Raw genomic sequence first — 17004 nt, 5'->3', positions numbered from 1 at the left:
TTTCTTTTCCTTAACGCACCTTTCGCGTCTTTTCATAGATCAGTTTGAACTTGGTCAAAAATTGCTCGACCTGACTCATGTCATTTTCGATATCAAGACTGAGGCGGACTGCTGTTTGTGCCAGAGCCTTATCGACTCCCATAGCAATCAGGGTTCCAGCTGGTTTGCCAGCCTTGGAAGAGCAGGCAGAGGTTGTCGAGATATAAATCTCATACTCTTCGAAAGCGTGGACGATGACTTCTCCTCGCACTCCCTTGATACCAAAAGTCAAAATATGGGGTGCAAAGCCCTCATCTCCTGAGAAGACAGTCACATCTGGGTAATGGGCTAGTTCCTCACGAATGACTTCCTTCAACTGATGGCACTTGCGCTCAAAGTCCTCTTGGCGCTCCATCGCCAAGCGCAAGGCCTTGGCAGTCGCTGCAATCCCAGCTAAGTTCTCAGTCGTCGAACGAAGGTCCTTTTCTTGTCCGCCACCTGTTAAGAGGGGACTGATCTTTTTGCCTTCTTTGAGATAGAGGAAGCCAACCCCACGAAGTCCATGGAACTTATGACTGGAGAAGGTCGCTAGATCCACCCGTTCTGGTAGGTAGAGAGCGGTTGAAACCTTAGCCAGCGCCTGAACCCCATCGACATGGAAGGTGATGGTCGGACGATCCGCCAATAGGTCTGCAATAGCTTGAATAGGCTGGATAGAGCCCACCTCATTGTTGACGGCCATAATCGAAACGAGGGTTGTATCCGGACGCAGGAGTTTTTCCAACTCTTCTACTTGGACAAAGCCATGCACATCAACTGGAGCAATATCCACTTCAAATCCTTGACCTTGTAGCCAAAGGGCTGATTCCTTCACAGCCGGATGCTCAATAGCTGAGACTATGATATGCTTTCCATAAGGAGCTTTTTCAAAAGCAACTCCCTTGATCGCCCAGTTGTCTCCTTCTGTCCCACCTGAGGTGAAAAAAATTTCTTCCGCTTTCTTGCCTAAGAGGGAAGCAATCTGCTTACGAGATGCCTCCAAGATCCGAGTCGCTTGACTTCCCAGGTTGTGCAAGCTGGAGGGATTGCCCCAAATTTTGCTTGCGACTTCTGTGTAAGTAGCCAAGGCTTCTGGATAAGGTTTGGTTGTTGCTGAATTATCAAAGTAAATCATCTTCCACTCTCTCCTAGTCAATTTTCAATCATCTTATTGTAACATTTATAGGTTGGAGGGACAAGGATTTGGCAGGCTTCATTTTGTTCCTAGTTTCAGACAGAAAACTTGTAAATTTCTCAAAATAGCTTATGATGAAGATGGAGAGTTTTGTAAAACGCTTACAAGATCCCCTGTTGTTTTTTATGACCTACTCAAGTCCAGAACTGGAACTGATTGAAGTTACAAGGAGACAAGCATGAAACGACCGATCTATTTTTCCATTGCCCTAGCTGGAAGTCTTGCTCTTGGAGGACTACTCACTGTCCTACCACCACTTCCATTTGCCCTCCCTTCTACCCAACTAGCCTGTCACGGTAAAGGACAGTGTGACCTACAGCAGCCCTTGGAGAAGCCACCATACTTTAGGGAAGATGAAGGCAGCCTCCGCGAAATGAGCCTTATCCAACCAATCCCTGGTGAATCCGATAGCCACATCGAATTCAAATGCTTGGTCGAATATAATGGCTGGTTCCGTCGTATCATCCGTGTCAAAGATGTAAAAGTGATTTCAAAAACCAAGGAATTCAAGGGTAAGATTGACTACTCTATCCCAGATCCAAACAAGATAGAGATTCAGGCGAATGGCCAGTTTATCTCTCCTAATGACTCCTCTAGTTTTAGTAACCATGAAATCATCAGCCAGCCTAGTCAAACAAACCAAGCAATTTCCGTCTCTGAAAAAGGACAGGCAAACTTTGAAACGTCCTCTGAGGAAAGCGTGACTCAAAGCGTCCAGTTTGAAAGCAATTTGAAATTTTAAAACCTCTTTCATTTCTTCTTAGACATTTTCATAAAAATAACGTATAATGACTAAAGTGTTCACATAAAAGAACCAAATATGAAATGAAGAGGAAACAGATTATGTCACAATACTCACGAAAAGAAAAACACCAAGACAGCAACAGACCATCAAGAAGCGAAAAAGTGAAACAGAGCCTTTCTTTATTCCAGATGATTGTCGCAACGATTGCTAGTCTTCTCGGGATTATCGTTACTTCCTTTACTATTTACAGTATCATGAAACCAACGACTAAGACAGAGGAGAAAAAAGATGGCTCCACTAGCGTTGTTGTTGTCCATGAAAAGGATGGATCTGCTACTGATTCAAGTGCCACAGGAACAGATACCAGTGCTAGCAGCAGCCAAGCATCGGAAGCAAGCTCTGAACAAACTGATTCATCACAGGCAGAAACCAGTGCCAGTGAAGCACCTGCAGACACAACACCATCTGCTACAGATACCGAATCATCTGCTAATTAATAAAAAGACCATTTGGTCTTTTTATTATAGAAAAGAGTACTTTTAAAAAAACTTTCCTTAGGTGAGTACGGACGTCAGCGAACTTCGAAGAAGTTCCATGACTTAGTTTTGGACCTAAGGTTCCAAAACTCCCGAGTGCTTGAAACATTATTGTTTCAAGCACTTTTCTCACAGCGGAAAGTTTTATAACTACATAAATGAATCAAACCATTAAACATCACCTTTTTAAAAAAATTAACTAGTTATTTTATCAAAAAAAGTTTGTATGCATTCTAAAAAACAGTATAGTCTATTTTAAAAATATAGAAAAGCCTCTGTCGGTCAGAAATCCTGATCAACAGAGGCTTGTTTTTATTTGATCACTTCTTGAGTTTTCGCGTAGTTGGCTTCGACAGCTTCTTTTTCAGCTTTCCACCAGTCTTGGTTGTCTGTGTACCACTTGATGGTTTCTTCCAAACCTGCTTCGAAGTTTGTGAATTGTGGTTCCCAACCTAATTCTTCACGCAATTTTGTTGAATCAATAGCGTAACGCAAATCGTGACCCGCACGGTCTGTTACACGGTCGTAGGCATCTTTTGGTTGACCCATTTTTTCAAGGATGAGCTCAAGCACTTCCTTGTTATTCTTTTCACCATCGGCACCAATCAAGTAAGTTTCACCGATGCGGCCCTTGGTAAGAATCGCCCAAACACCAGTTGAGTGGTCGTTGGTGTGGATCCAGTCACGGACGTTCTTGCCTTCACCATAAAGTTTTGGTTTGATACCAGATAAGATATTGGTAATTTGACGTGGGATGAACTTTTCGATGTGTTGGTATGGTCCATAGTTGTTTGAACAGTTTGAAATGGTTGCCTTAACACCGAAGGAACGAACCCAAGCCTTCACGATCAAGTCTGAAGCAGCCTTGGTTGATGAATAAGGTGATGATGGGTTGTATTTGGTTTCTGCTGTGAATTTTTCACCAGGACCTTCCCCATGTCCAGGAAGATCTTCGCGCAATGGAAGGTCTCCATAGACTTCATCTGTTGACACGTGGTGGAAACGAATATCGTACTTGCGAGCTGCTTCCAAAAGTGTGTAGGTACCAATGAAGTTCGTATGGATAAATGGTGATGGGTCGTTCAATGAATTGTCATTGTGGCTTTCAGCCGCATAGTGGACGATCGCATCAGCCTTAGCAGCCAGTTGGTCAACCAATGCTGCATCAGCAATGTCACCCACAACCAATTCAACACGGTCCCCAAGGATTTCTTCGATGTTGGCACGATTACCTGCGTAAGTGAGTTTGTCAAGGACAGTCACATGCACGTCTGGATGGTTGTTGTAGACATAGTGTACGAAGTTTGAACCGATGAAACCAGCGCCACCGGTTACGATGATGTTTTTGTATTCAGTCATTTTTTCTCCAAATAATTTTTAGTTTTGATTGTTCCTTTGGCTAGTGAGGGACGCCAGCAACCCTTCGGTTTCATGGCTAAATCCGGAGCCCATGTCTCCGGATTTCCCTACAAGATTCCCTACGGCAATCTTGTTTCCACTAGGGCAGGAACAATCCTACCAGGCTCCTTGCAGTCGCAAAAATACTGTGCAAGGTTTATTTTTACAAATCTTCTGCTTTTAGGGGTTTGACGTCTTTGAGCAATGGGTGGTTTTTGTCTGCTTCTGAGACTTCTGCTTCTTCCAAGTTTTCCCATTGGATATCTAACCTTGGGTCTGCATAGTTGACAAATGCATATTTTGGCTTGAGCTCCAATGCCCAGTAGTCATTGACCAAATAGCTGTAGGCCACTTTGTCAGACAAGACTTGGAAACCATTGGCTACGCCACGAGGAACAAAAATCCCTTTAGAGGCATCGATCACAGTTTGATAGGTGTTCCCAAAGGTTTCACCTTCACGAAGGTCTACCCAAGTTCCAAGAACCTTTCCTTCATCTGCCACAGAAATGTACTTGTCCCAAGGCTCTGCATGCAGACCACGTAAAACATGCTTGCGTGAGAAAGAAACGTTGTTTTGCAACTTGCCTTCCGCAAAGAAGCTTTCAGGAAATCCAAGAGGAAGCATTTTTTCTTTTTGGAAGTTTTCCTTGAACCAGCCACGGTTGTCCCCATGGACTGGAATATCAAACTCCAACAAGCCTGGGATGGCTTCAATCTTGCGGGCTGCTAATTCTTTTCCGAAAAATTGTTCTGTCATTAAGCTTCTCCAATCAAACGGAGCAAGTATTGTCCGTATTCATTTTTCTTAAGAGGTTGCGCCAATTCATGGACTTGCTCTTTGGTAATATAGCCCATGCGATAGGCGATTTCTTCAAGGTTGGCAACTTGGACGTTTTGCAAGCGTTGAACAGTTTCGATATATTGAGAAGCCTGCAAGAGACTTTCGTGAGTTCCTGTATCCAACCAAGCAAAGCCACGACCCATGAGCTCAACAGAGAGATCTCCACGCTCCAAATAAGCCTTGTTGACATCTGTGATTTCAAGCTCTCCACGAGGACTTGGTTTGATATTTTTGGCAATCTCTACGACATCATTATCATAGAAGTAAAGACCTGTCACCGCAAAGTTGGATTTTGGATGTTCTGGTTTTTCTTCGATAGAGATAGCATTCATATCTGCATCAAACTCTACCACACCAAAACGTTCTGGATCTTTAACTTGGTAACCAAAGACAGTTGCCCCTTTTTCTTTTGCTTCAGCCCGTTGCAACATCTTGGTTAAGCCATTTCCATGGAAGATATTATCTCCAAGAACGAGGGCAACATGATCGTCACCAATGAACTCTTCACCAATGATAAAGGCTTGTGCCAAGCCGTCTGGACTTGGTTGTTCTGCATAAGAGAGGGAAATACCAAGTTCAGAACCATCTCCAAGAAGCTCTTCAAAACGAGGAAGATCTTGCGGAGTTGAGATGATCAGGATTTCTTTGATCCCTGCCAACATAAGAGTTGACAATGGGTAGTAAATCATTGGCTTATCGTAAATGGGCATCAACTGTTTGGAAGCGGCACGAGTCAAAGGATACAAACGAGTCCCCGAACCACCAGCTAAAATAATACCTTTCATAATGTTAGGCCTTTCTACGTATTCATTACCCCTATTTTATCATGTTTATATAAAAAAGTCACCTTGCATTTGTGTTGCAAGGTGATGACCGGAGATGAGAGTTGTAGAATTGTTAGCATTGGTCTTACTCATGATTCAAATAGATTACTGCTCCTTGACTGAGCCGTCTGAAAACCTTACCTTGTAGTAGAGCCCACTCAACCACTGCGTCTTGCTCGACAATCCAAAGAAAATTGAGAGGCTAGGACTTTTGTCCCAGCCTACTTCTTCACATACTGATCAACTGGATAATCTGCTGGATCCAAGCGCACCTTTCCTCCTGCCACTAGTTGGGCTAGATGCCAACCAATGAGGGGACCTGTTGTGAGGCCGGACGAACCTAGTCCACTAGCGACATAGAGGCCTGCTTGATCAGGAACAGCTCCCCAAAATGGTGAAAAGTCACTGGTGTAGGCCCGAGTACCCACGCGCACGCCGACAACTGTCGCTTGAGCTAGTTCTGGATAGTAGGCCAAGGCTTCTGTTTCCATCTGATTTAGCAGAACTTGATCAACCGTCAGGTCAAAGCCCATCTCATTCTCATGGGTAGCGCCCATACTGATTTTGCCATTTTGGAAGGGAATGATATCCAACTCTCCTTCAGGCATGACCACGGGATAATCATCAGTAACTAAGTCTAGCTGATAATCCCGCAATTGCCCCTTTTGCGGACGGACATCGACTTGGTAGCCAAGTGGCTCGAGCATTTGCCCCAACCAGGCTCCTGTTGCTAGGATGACTTGGTCATAGCTTTCTCCTGCTATCTGAAAACCATCCTCTGTAATAGCCAAAGCAGCCTCTTTCTTGATCACTTTTGCCCCACTTGCCTGAAGAAGGGTTTCTGTCAGAAGAGCTCCTTCTACATGGGCTCCACCTGATGCATAAAGGAGCTGTTCAAAACCATTTAGCCCTGGGAATTGCTGGGCCACTTCTTCTTTGTTTAAAATCGCCAAGTCCCCAATCAAGGGAGATTCTTCCCGACGACTCAGTGCCAACTGATAAAGTTCGTCTAATTTGTCCTCATTTTTCTTGAGGAGATAGACACCGGTCTGCTGGTAAAAATCTGTTTTGATTCCGTCCTTGGCCAGGTCCTCTACCAATTCTTGGTAAAAATCAGCTCCCAGACGAGCGAGGCGATACCAGGCCTTATTCCGCCGCTTGGAAAACCAAGGGCTGATAATGCCTGCCGCTGCCTTAGTTGCTTGGCCGACTCCATGGTCATAGACGGTCAGATCCACTTGTGCTTCTTTGGATAAATAATAGGAGGCAGTAGACCCTACGATCCCTGCACCGATAATGGCAACTTTCATGATGGCCCCTTAGATATGGTAAAAAGGATTGGTACTGGCTTGACTGCCAATCACTTCAATCTCCCACGCTTCTTCAGCTTTCCACTGATTGAGCTTTTCTACTAGTTTCGAGACAAAGAGAACCTCGATATGGTGCCCTGGATCCAAGGCCAAGAGCCCATCGCTCAGCATGTCCTGAGCTGTGTGGTAGTAGATATCTCCTGTGATATAGACCTCAGCCCCCTTAGCAAGAGCATCCTTGTAAAAGGACTGGCCACTTCCTCCACAGATAGCGACGCGCTCAATGACCCGTTCCAGGTCAGTCTGATCATAACCGACCAAGCGCAAAGCATCTAAGCCAAAGGTTTCTTTGACCTTTTGAGCCAACTGGCCAAAGGTTTGGGTAGCTATCCGACCAATCCGGCCGATTCCGAGTCCTTCCCCTGTCATGCTGAGGGGCTCTGTATCTTCAATGTCCAAAAGCTGGCAGAACCAATCGTTGAGCCCATCTGGGACAATATCAATATTGGTATGGCTGACGTAGACTGCGATATCATGCTTGATCAAATCGATATAGATCTGATTTTGAGCCCGATCAGCTACCAAATCCTTAATCGGACGGAAAATGGGCGCGTGCTTGACGATGATCAAGTCCACCCCATGGGCGATAGCTTCAGCCACCGTCTGCTCGCGAATATCCAGGGCCACCATGACCTTATGGATGTCTTTTTGTAGCGTACCGACCTGTAGGCCACGGACATCTCCCTCCATGGAAAGCTCCTGAGGACAATAGGCTTCATAGCGTTTGATAACTTCACTTGCTAACATGTAGGACCTCCTTGATTTGTGCGATGCGCTCTTCTAACGATGCTCTGGCAGATTGATTCTCAACTGGGACCTGCTCCAAGGCAAAGGCTAATTTCTCCACTTCCTTGGACCACTTCTGGACAAATGCTGGAGCTTGTTCCCGCATCAAATGGGGACCAAAGCGTAGTTCCTTGGCTGTCAACTCTTGAGAACCGTGTTCGACCACGAGGATCTCATAGAACTTCTCATTTTCTTCCAAGATGGCTTCATCGACGATACGGAAATCATGGTCGACTAACCAAGCCCGTAGTTCATCTTCCCGATTATTGGGCTGTAGGACCAAGCGAAAGACATTGTCTAATTTGTTAAAACCTGCTGCTAGGATATCTGCAATCAAGCGTCCTCCCATGCCTGCAATAGTAATACAGGAAATGCCATCTGTTGGTTCAAAGGCAGCCAATCCATTGGCTAGGCGGACTTCAATCTTGTCCTCTAAGCCATTATCGGCGACATTTTGGAGGGCAGACTGATAAGGTCCTTCAACCACTTCCCCAGCAATAGCAGCCTCAATCTTACCTTCTTGTAAGAGGGCGATTGGCAGATAAGCATGGTCACTCCCCACGTCCAACAGACGCGCTCCAGCTGGGACGAAGCTAGCCACCAAGTCCAAGCGATTTGATAATTTTGTAAATTCCATGTGCTACTTTCTAAACTTTTATTCCATCCTTTAGTATACCATGTTTGCACCATTAAAAAAAGGCGCAACGGCGCCCTTTTCTTATGCATTAATTTCCTTATACTCTACTTCCAAGCCACGTTTTACAGCTGGGCGATTAGCAATTTTCTCTGTCCAAGCTTGCAAATGCTTGTATTCCTTCACATCTAGGAAAATTCCTGCTCGGTCCCAGACCTTGTCTTGGGCTAGACGGCCATACCAAGACCAGATGGCAATATCCGCAATGGTATAGTCATCTCCTGCAATATAAGGTTTAATCGCCAATTCCTTGTCCAGTAGGTCCAATTGGCGTTTAGCTTCCATAGCAAAACGGTTGATGGCATACTCGATTCTCTCAGGAGCATAATGGAAGAAATGGCCAAATCCTCCGCCTAAAAAAGGCGTGGCACCTGTCTGCCAAAAGAGCCAGTTGAGAACTTCTGTCCGTTTAGCAGGATCAGACGGGATTAATTGGCCAAATTTCTCTGCTAGATACAAGAGAATATTGGCTGATTCAAAGACCCGAATGTCTTGGTCGCCTGATTGATCCAACATGGCTGGAATTTTTGAGTTGGGATTGATGGCTACAAAGTCACTGCCAAATTGATCTCCCTCGCCAATCTTAATCCGATAAGCATCATAACCAGCTTCCACTCCCAACTCTTTTAATTCTTCCAGCATAATGGTGGCCTTGATCCCATTAGGTGTTGGAAGGGTATAGAGTTGGAAAGGCTGGTCGCCTTTTGGAAGAGTTTGTTCAAAGCGGGCACCTGCTGTTGGTTGGTTCAAACCACCCCAGGCTCCTCCCATCTGGCTCGGTGCTTCCCATACTTCTGGTAATTGATAGTCTGACATACTTTTCTCCTTTGTCTATGTTACTACTAGCATATCAAATCCAGTCGCTACTTTCAAAAATCTGCTACACTAGCTTTACTTGACTTTTCTTGGCAAAATGATAGTATAGAAAAAATACATTTTGAAGGAGAAAAAACATGTCCACGATCGACTTTCATAGTTTGGCAAAGACAGAACTACACTGCCACTTAGACGGTTCCTTGTCTCTTCCGACCATTCGCCAATTGGCAGCCATGGCCAATATTGACCTTCCTGCTAGTGATGAAGAGCTCAAGCACCATGTCACTGCACCTGCCCACTGTGAGAATCTTTTGGACTATTTGGAGGCCTTCGACTACATTCGCCCTCTTCTTCAGACCAAGGAAGCCTTGACCCTTGCTGCTTATGATGTGGCCAAGCAAGCTGCTTTGGAAAATGTCGTCTACATTGAGGTTCGTTTTGCCCCAGAATTGTCCATGGACCAAGGGCTCACTGTCCCAGAAACTATCGATGCTGTCTGTGAAGGACTGCGCCAAGCCCAGGATGAATTTGGCATTGTCTCAAAAGCCCTCGTCTGTGGTATGCGCCAGTCGGATCAAGAACTCACCTCTCGTATCCTGGCAGAAGCCAACCAAGTTAGGGATCAAGATTTTGTCGGCTTTGACTTCGCTGGGGATGAACACCACTACCCACCACAAGCCATTGATGCCCTCATCCAACAGGTTAAAAGGTACAACCGTCCCATGACCCTGCATGCTGGCGAGTGCCACTGTCCAGCCAACGTCGCTCAATCCATGGCCTATGGCATCAAACGAAATGGTCACGTGACCTTGCTAGCGGATGAACCAAAGCTTCTAAAAGAGTTTGTGAAAAATGGGGTCACCGGTGAGCTCTGTTTAACTAGTAACCTTCAAACCAAGGCAGCTACCACTGTGGCGGACTTCCCTTACCTCAAGATGAAGGAAGCTCAAGCCCATATCAGTATCAACACCGATAACCGGACCGTCTCTGATACCGACCTGGCCAAGGAATATGCCCTCTACCATCGCCACTTCCAAACGACGCCAGCTGACTTTTACCAGCACAATGTCGATGCCATCCAAGCTTCCTTTGCTAGTGATGAGGAAAAACAAGAACTCCTCACCAAACTAGAAAAAGCTTACGCGGACTATTTATAAACAAAAAAAGCTAGCACTTTATGAGTGCTAGTTTTTTAATCTTTCCACAAATCCATCGCCTGTAAGAAATCATCTGAAACTGTGACATTTTCAGGCTGAAGGGCTTCCCGTTCTTGTTGTTTGATTTTTAATTGTGTCAAACTGGTAATGCCCTCCCGTCGCCAATTGCGCAGAATGGCCTGAATGTATTTCCAGTGAGGTTTGCCATTAAAGACAGCTTCTCTCAAGGCAGCCTTCACAATATCAGGGTCTGTTTGGTCCTGCTTGACTGTCTGCGTCAAATCTTCGATTTCAAATGGCGTCAACAAACGTCCCAACTCCTGCTCAAAGGTTTTGACCAAATCAGCCAGTTCATTCTCTGCTTGCTTGTCTTGCCCACGCTTTGCGGTATCTGTCTTACTTTGAAGCAGGTCATCCAAGCGTTCAAGGGCAATAGTCGCATCAAATAGAACTTCAATCTCTCCATCCAGCTCAATGGTCCGATATTGGAGCAACCCTTGGTTGGTCAGGCGAGACATGGACTGGTTGACTTCTGTGACAGACTTGCCAATCGCATCTGCAATTTGATTCGGCGTGAGGCTGGATTGGTTGGTCGTGTTTTGCAAGTAAAAGAACTGCCAAACCAGAAAATCCTCTGCGTCTTTAAATAAATGGTGATAATGGAAAAGTAAGGCACTTGGTAAGACCAAATTGCCCGACTTAAATGCTTGTGAATATGTCATACTACCCCTTTATAGGTAACCATAAAATGAAATATCTTTTTCTAACTCCTCCAAACGATAAGGAGTCTCTTGGTAAACTGCATAATTGATCCAATTACTAAAGAAGTTGGCTGCCGCTAAGTTCCACCGCATCCGAGGGTCCCGACTACTGTCATCCTGATCGTAATAATTCTTTGGAAGATCTGGATTCAAGCCTGCTTTGACATCTCGCTGGTATTCCTTGGCCAAGGTATCACGGTCATACTCCAAATGACCAAAACTATAGACCTCTCGAAGGTCTGGACTGGCCAGGATAGATAGTCCTACTTCACCCCCCTGAGCCAGGACTTGCAAGTTACTCTTCTCCAGCACTTCCTTAAGGGGGACATCTGTATAACGTGAGTGAGGGGCCAAGAAAGCATCGTCAAAGCCACGCATCAAGCGATTCTGCGGATTCATGACTGTTTGCTCATAGATCCCAGATAGCTTGTCGCAGAGGGCTACTTTTTCAATCCCATAGCGGTAATAAAGACCAGCTTGGGCACCCCAACAAAGGTGCAGAGTTGAAAAGACATGGCGCTTCGACCAAGCAAAGACCTTTGTTAACTCCTCCCAGTAATCCACTTCCTCAAAGGCTAGTTTCTCTACTGGAGCTCCCGTAATGATCAAGCCGTCATAATAGTTCTCTTTAATATCCTCGAAGGATTTGTAGAAGACTTCCATATGTTCTGCCGCTGTCGTCTTAGACTCATGGCTCGTCATATAGAGGAAATCCACATTGATCTGCAAGGGAGTATTGGCCAGGAGGCGTAAGAGTTGAGTCTCAGTGGCTACCTTAGTCGGCATGAGATTCAAAATCAGAACATTCATCGGACGAATATCTTGGTGAGTTGCCCGAATATCATCCATGACAAAAATATTTTCTGAGCGAAGAATATCAACTGCTGGTAATTTCTTATCTAAGGTAATTGGCATAAAAAGCTCCCATCTTACAAGTTGTTACCTCTTATTATAAGACAGGAGCATATAGTTTTCAATTATGGTTTTTCTCTATCTAGATATAGCTCTAAACTATATTAGTAATGCATCAAGACCTTGTAATCGTAGTCTCCGATTGCTTCGCGGCCTTTGAGATCATCGAGCTCGATCAAGAAGGCACAACCTGCAACCACTCCACCGAGTTTTTCGATCATTTCGATGGTTGCTTTAACGGTACCGCCTGTTGCCAAGAGGTCATCGACGATGAGAACGCGTTGACCTGGTTTGATAGCATCGGCGTGCATGGTCAAGGTATCCACACCGTATTCTTTTTCGTAGTCCGCTGAGATGACTTCACGAGGCAATTTGCCAGGTTTACGAACAGGCGCAAAACCAATACCGAGCTCGAAAGCGACCGGACATCCAACAATGAATCCACGCGCTTCAGGGCCGACGATCATGTCGATTTTCTTATCCGTTGCGTATTGAACGATTTCACGAATCGCATAACTATAAGCATTGCCATCTGCCATCAAAGGGCTGATATCACGGAAGGTAATTCCTTCTTGTGGATAGTTCTCAATGCTTGCAATGTAATCTTTTAAATTCATTTCTAACTTCTTTCAAAATTTATGTTTACATTTCATTATACCATGAAAATTTATGAGATGCACTTGAAAGTCTTAAAAAAGCATACTTTAGTGTAATTGTTGACAAAACTTTACTTATCATCAGAAAGCAAATAATTATAAATTTCTTGCACAGATCCTAGGGCCATGAGTTCCTGGTCTTTGACCGTCTGCACCAAGTCCTGATAAATGGAACTAGAGGCAATCTCATTCTTCTCTGCATCCTTGTTGACCGTCATGATGCCATTTTCAATCTGGACAAAGCCCAACTCTTGGAAGATTTGGATCATCTTGATCAACAAAACTTGTGGAATCTTGAGGTAGTCAGATAGTTGGCTGAGCTTATGGCGAATATCAAACTCAGGGAACTGATACAGCGTTTTGTAGAGTTTGGCATACTGATCACGACTGCCGTAGCCTGTCAGGTAATAGGCCTTGTCTAGTTCATTTTTAAAATAGACCGCTTGCAAGCTCTGTTCTTGGAAGAAGGCTTTTAAGTCAGCCAGATCATCCGGGATGCGATCGATGACAATAGCAGGGCAATCTTCCCCTTCTTCCAACTGACTAAAGAGGGGGATGGCTTGTGGGAGAGGAGCATTTTTCCCTCGAATATTGTAGAGTTGAACTCCTTCTACACGGGCGTCCACGACCATCAGTTGCAGGGTGGTCTGTCCATTCCACTGATTGACGGACAAGGATACCACCAACTCCAAGTTTTTTGCTTGGGAGTACTCCAATTCCAAATGGCCCTGACCAAAAGCCACCACATCAAAGCGGGCATCGCCTTTTTGAATCTTCAACTTCAGATGGCTATTGCCAGCCCCCATGGTCCGACTAGACTCCACTTGAAAATCACGAATGTAAAAGACAGGTTTCTTATGGTCCATCCCAAAAGGAGCGAGACGGTCAAAACTCTTTAAGGTATCCAAGGTCAGCTCTTCTAGGTCCAACTCCTCATCCACGAAGAGTGTGGATTTGGCCGTCAGGTCAATCCCTTTTCCTACAATATAGTCAGAAAAAATCTCGGTCAAACGAGGGAGCTTGTCCACTTCCAAAGTCATACCAGCTGCACCCGCGTGGCCCCCAAAGGCGATAAAGAGATCACGATGGGGATCTAGGGCTTCAAAAATATGGACACTTTCGGGACTTCGTGCACTTCCCTTGGCCTTGCCTTGGTCTATGGTGAGGACGATGATAGGCTGATGGAGCTCTTCAAGTAGGCGACCGGCTACGATCCCTAGGACACCAGGATTCCAGCCTTCCTTGGCCAAGATTTGAACGGGAAGACTTGGGTCGACCATGGCTTTGGCCTCATCGTAGATGGTTTGGACGATCTCCTTGCGCTCTTCATTCTTGGCTTGAATCATCAGCGCAATTTCCAGCGCTTCTTCATCGTCAAAGCCCGTCAAGAGCTCGACCGCTGGATTTGGGTCATCCAAGCGACCCAGCGCATTGAGACGAGGGGCAATCTGAAAACCAACCGTTTCTTCATTTACATCTTGAGGAGCGATGGTGGCCAGCTTGAGCATTTCCTGGAGACCGATCCGTTGGGTTTGACGAAGGACACCTAGGCCATACTTGACTAGGATGCGGTTTTCGTCTGTCAGACTAACCATATCCGCAATGGTTCCAATGGCTACCAGATCAAGGAAATCTAGGGGCACCTCTTCTAGGAGGGCACAAGCCAACTTAAAGGTAACCCCACAGCCCGCTAGGTGCTTGAAAGGATAATCAGCATCTGGATGCTCGGGGTGAATGATGGCATAGGCATCGGGCAAGACTTCTGGCATGGCATGGTGGTCTGTCACAATAACATCTACTCCCATGCTTTGGGCCAATTCAATGGCTTCGTGGCCTGCTACCCCGTTGTCCACCGTGATGATGAGGGAAATCCCCTGCTGTTCAATAAAATACTTGTAGACACTGGCATTGGGACCGTAGCCATCCGTAAAGCGGTTGGGTAGATAGACAGCTACTTCCGCCCCCATCTGCTCCAGGGTTTCCTTCATAATAGAAGCGGCCGTCATCCCGTCCGCATCATAGTCTCCATAAACTAGGATTTGTTCATAGTCTTCAATGGCTTGGCGAATGCGATCCACTGCCTTGTCCATATCGTGAAGCAGGTAGGGATCATGCAGATCTTCTAGCCGCGGTTCAAGAAAACGATCCAGCGCCTCTTCCGTCTGGATCCCTCGTTCTCCCAGTAACTTGGCTGCAGATGCTTCTAATCCTCTCTTTTTTGCTTGCGCCAAAAAAGTATCATCTGAAAAGGGCGCAGCAAACTGCCATTCATATTTTGACGTGATCATCTGTTTTTCTTTTCTCCCTGTCATCTAGTCTTCTTATTATAACATGAATTATTTTTTCAAATGCGAAAAAATGATTTTACAGAAGAAATGAAGAAAGGATTCCCTATCCGGAAATCCTCTCCATCAAATTTTATAAATCATCCCTGTACAGGCTTGCTCTGAAAGTTCGACAAATCCTAAGGACTGGTAAAAGGCAAGATTTTTCTCGCTCCGTTCAGTGACGAGAAGCCGTTGATAGACGGTGGGGAAGGTCGCTAAAGCCTCTTCTAGGAGTTTCTTTCCGATGCCTTGGCGCTGGTTATCTGGTCGCACCAAGAGGTCCTGTACCAAAAGGACAGAGTGGCCATCACCTACCAAGCGAATGTAGGCGACGAGCTCTTTCTCATCATAGACTCCCAACTGCCAGAGACTGGCTTTAACAGCTTCTTCTAGCATAGCTGGGTTGTTGGTATAATTGGTCCAACCGACCGAGTTGTAGAGTGCGAGTAAGTCTGCCATCGCTGGAATCTCTTGTTTGTACTCTAACATCTTAACTCCTTTTTAACCTATAGTGCTGGAAGAAGGCTATATCCCGATAAGGGGACTCCTGACAAACGGCCAGCTCCATCTGAAGCATGGACTCTCGCCAGCCTTCTTGGCCTTTGAAGTGATTGTCCTGCAAGGCATAAAAGACACGAATTCCCTGGTAGTCCTGAACTTCGAGGGCTAGATCTTCTACTGCTGCACCGAGATCATAGGCCTGGGCCAAGCCCATGGAGTGGGTTTCCAAATCTTGGCCGGCTAAGAGATCAAGCGCCTTCTGAGGATCATTTTCAAAGACGACTGTCTGCAGGACGCGGCCAACTTCATTGTGCTTGACGATGGAGAGTAGGCCACCTGGTTTCAAGAGGCGGGTGAATTCCCTGAGAATCACCTTGCGATCCTCCACATATTCCAAGACATTGTGGCAGAGGATAACATCAAAGCTCGCATCTTCAAGACTTGCTAACTGGTCCAAACTCCCGACGAATTGCTGGTAGGGATGGTCCTGGGCCCGCAAGGCCACCATTTCCTCATTGGGCTCCACAGCAAGGACCTCATTGTCTTTCGCTAGGTGGTTGGCCACCAGGCCAAAGCCACTACCAAAATCAAGCACCCGCTTACCTTTGATGTCCTGTAATTGTTCAAAAAGGATATCATAATAGATCTGTCCCCAGGGTTGCTGGAGGTTTTCTAAATAAGCTTGAATATTGGCTGCCATCCGGTTCCTCCTATTTGAAATTAAACATCTTGCTGGCTAGCTTGTCCGAGATGCGAGGGAAAAGGGTATAGAGCTTGTGGGTCAGGTTCAAAAGCCAAGGCAGATTGAGCTCACGTTTTGCTTTTCCAAAGTTTTTGACAATTTTCTTAGCCACAAAGTCCGGTTCCAAAATGTAGCGATCCACCGCTTTGACATAGCTTCCGTCTGGGTCTGCCTGGTCAAAGAAAGTGGTCCGAATGGGGCCTGGATTGACCGTCGTCACATGAACACCAAAGGGCATGAGTTCCAAGCGCAGGGCATTGGAGAAGCCAATGGCTGCAAACTTGGTGGCTGAATAAAGGCTAGATTTAGCAGTTGCAACTAATCCCGCCATGCTGACGATGTTAACAATGTGCCCCTTGCCTACTGTCTTCATGCGGGCACCCATCAAGCGTGAAAGGTTCATGAGGGCAAAGGTATTGACTTCAAACATCTCTCGCACCTGCTGGTCAGAAACGCGATCAAAGGTCTCAAAGATCCCATAGCCTGCATTGTTGACCAAGACATCAATCTGCCCATAGCGCTGATAGAGCTCTTCTACCAAGCCTTTGACTGCTGAGGAATCCGTGATATCGATCCCAATGCATTCGGCTTGAGGATGGTCAGCATAGAGTTGTTCCAGTTTTTCTTGATTTCTGCCTAAGAGAATGAGCCGGTCCTCAGGAAGGAGCTTGACCATTTCTTGTGCCAAGCCTCCACTCGCTCCTGTGATGATGATAGTTCGCATC

At 45.8% G+C, this 17004-nt stretch carries 18 protein-coding genes; 3 read left to right on the top strand and 15 right to left on the bottom strand.

Going from position 1 to position 17004, the window contains the following annotated elements:
- Positions 1-10: 10 nt before the first annotated feature.
- Positions 11-1153: a cysteine desulfurase family protein gene (locus H8S88_RS05335; RefSeq protein WP_236128083.1), complete on the bottom strand. Its 1143-nt coding sequence runs from the start codon at positions 1151-1153 to the stop codon at positions 11-13.
- A 238-nt stretch (positions 1154-1391) separates the two neighbouring features.
- On the opposite strand from H8S88_RS05335, the gene H8S88_RS05330 reads away from it, so the two are divergent.
- Both H8S88_RS05330 and H8S88_RS05325 read left to right on the top strand, forming a co-directional pair.
- Entirely contained in the window at positions 1392-1955 is a 564-nt protein-coding gene (locus H8S88_RS05330; protein WP_236128082.1) for a hypothetical protein, read from the top strand.
- Positions 1956-2056: 101 nt separating this feature from the next.
- The gene (locus H8S88_RS05325; protein ID WP_236128081.1) at positions 2057-2455 is read left to right on the top strand and encodes a DUF6556 family protein; all 399 of its coding nucleotides are present in this window, start codon (positions 2057-2059) and stop codon (positions 2453-2455) included.
- Positions 2456-2806: 351 nt separating this feature from the next.
- Here H8S88_RS05325 and rfbB read toward each other — a convergent pair whose 3' ends face one another.
- From rfbB to yghU, 7 genes are all read right to left on the bottom strand, one after another.
- Positions 2807-3853: a dTDP-glucose 4,6-dehydratase gene (rfbB, locus tag H8S88_RS05320; protein ID WP_023026717.1), complete on the bottom strand. Its 1047-nt coding sequence runs from the start codon at positions 3851-3853 to the stop codon at positions 2807-2809.
- Positions 3854-4055: 202 nt separating this feature from the next.
- Entirely contained in the window at positions 4056-4649 is a 594-nt protein-coding gene (locus H8S88_RS05315) for a dTDP-4-dehydrorhamnose 3,5-epimerase family protein (RefSeq protein ID WP_236128080.1), read from the bottom strand.
- Positions 4649-5518 (bottom strand): glucose-1-phosphate thymidylyltransferase RfbA, encoded by an 870-nt coding sequence (gene rfbA / locus H8S88_RS05310; protein ID WP_048717356.1) that lies wholly within the window; start codon positions 5516-5518, stop codon positions 4649-4651. The genes H8S88_RS05315 and rfbA overlap by 1 nt, the downstream gene beginning before the upstream one ends.
- Before the next feature lie 260 nt (positions 5519-5778).
- Positions 5779-6870 carry an NAD(P)/FAD-dependent oxidoreductase gene (locus H8S88_RS05305; RefSeq protein ID WP_195611643.1) on the bottom strand — a complete coding sequence of 364 codons (1092 nt, stop codon included), beginning with the start codon at positions 6868-6870 and terminating at the stop codon, positions 5779-5781.
- A 6-nt stretch (positions 6871-6876) separates the two neighbouring features.
- Positions 6877-7674, bottom strand: a complete 798-nt coding sequence (locus tag H8S88_RS05300) for a Nif3-like dinuclear metal center hexameric protein (protein WP_195611634.1) — start codon at positions 7672-7674, stop codon at positions 6877-6879.
- Positions 7661-8350 (bottom strand): tRNA (adenine(22)-N(1))-methyltransferase, encoded by a 690-nt coding sequence (locus tag H8S88_RS05295; RefSeq protein WP_236128079.1) that lies wholly within the window; start codon positions 8348-8350, stop codon positions 7661-7663. The genes H8S88_RS05300 and H8S88_RS05295 overlap by 14 nt, the downstream gene beginning before the upstream one ends.
- A gap of 81 nt (positions 8351-8431) precedes the next feature.
- Positions 8432-9223 carry a glutathione-dependent disulfide-bond oxidoreductase gene (gene yghU, locus H8S88_RS05290; RefSeq protein ID WP_236128078.1) on the bottom strand — a complete coding sequence of 264 codons (792 nt, stop codon included), beginning with the start codon at positions 9221-9223 and terminating at the stop codon, positions 8432-8434.
- Between the two features lie 137 nt (positions 9224-9360).
- On the opposite strand from yghU, the gene add reads away from it, so the two are divergent.
- Positions 9361-10380 (top strand): adenosine deaminase, encoded by a 1020-nt coding sequence (gene add, locus H8S88_RS05285; protein WP_048788925.1) that lies wholly within the window; start codon positions 9361-9363, stop codon positions 10378-10380.
- 35 nt (positions 10381-10415) lie between these two features.
- Here the strand turns inward: add and H8S88_RS05280 are convergent, their stop codons facing one another.
- The 7 genes from H8S88_RS05280 to H8S88_RS05250 all read right to left on the bottom strand — a co-directional run bounded on the left by H8S88_RS05280 (position 10416) and on the right by H8S88_RS05250 (position 17003).
- Positions 10416-11102, bottom strand: a complete 687-nt coding sequence (locus tag H8S88_RS05280) for a DnaD domain-containing protein (protein WP_048788924.1) — start codon at positions 11100-11102, stop codon at positions 10416-10418.
- Between the two features lie 9 nt (positions 11103-11111).
- Entirely contained in the window at positions 11112-12056 is a 945-nt protein-coding gene (gene metA, locus H8S88_RS05275; protein WP_048717344.1) for a homoserine O-acetyltransferase MetA, read from the bottom strand.
- Positions 12057-12157: 101 nt separating this feature from the next.
- Positions 12158-12670: an adenine phosphoribosyltransferase gene (locus H8S88_RS05270; protein WP_003002788.1), complete on the bottom strand. Its 513-nt coding sequence runs from the start codon at positions 12668-12670 to the stop codon at positions 12158-12160.
- A gap of 110 nt (positions 12671-12780) precedes the next feature.
- Complete coding sequence (gene recJ / locus H8S88_RS05265; protein WP_142999737.1) at positions 12781-14997, bottom strand: single-stranded-DNA-specific exonuclease RecJ; 2217 nt, start codon at positions 14995-14997, stop codon at positions 12781-12783.
- 123 nt (positions 14998-15120) lie between these two features.
- Complete coding sequence (locus tag H8S88_RS05260; RefSeq protein ID WP_048788922.1) at positions 15121-15525, bottom strand: GNAT family N-acetyltransferase; 405 nt, start codon at positions 15523-15525, stop codon at positions 15121-15123.
- 1 nt (position 15526) lies between these two features.
- Entirely contained in the window at positions 15527-16237 is a 711-nt protein-coding gene (locus H8S88_RS05255; protein ID WP_125329511.1) for a class I SAM-dependent methyltransferase, read from the bottom strand.
- 10 nt (positions 16238-16247) lie between these two features.
- Positions 16248-17003, bottom strand: a complete 756-nt coding sequence (locus tag H8S88_RS05250) for an SDR family NAD(P)-dependent oxidoreductase (protein ID WP_048691355.1) — start codon at positions 17001-17003, stop codon at positions 16248-16250.
- Between the last annotated feature and the right edge of the window lies 1 nt (position 17004).

Source organism: Streptococcus sp. GS001, assembly GCF_021595565.1.
Classification (GTDB): domain Bacteria; phylum Bacillota; class Bacilli; order Lactobacillales; family Streptococcaceae; genus Streptococcus; species Streptococcus xiaochunlingii.
The sequence above is the reverse complement of the archived record's forward strand: the minus strand, read 5'-3'. Positions and strand labels throughout refer to the sequence as shown.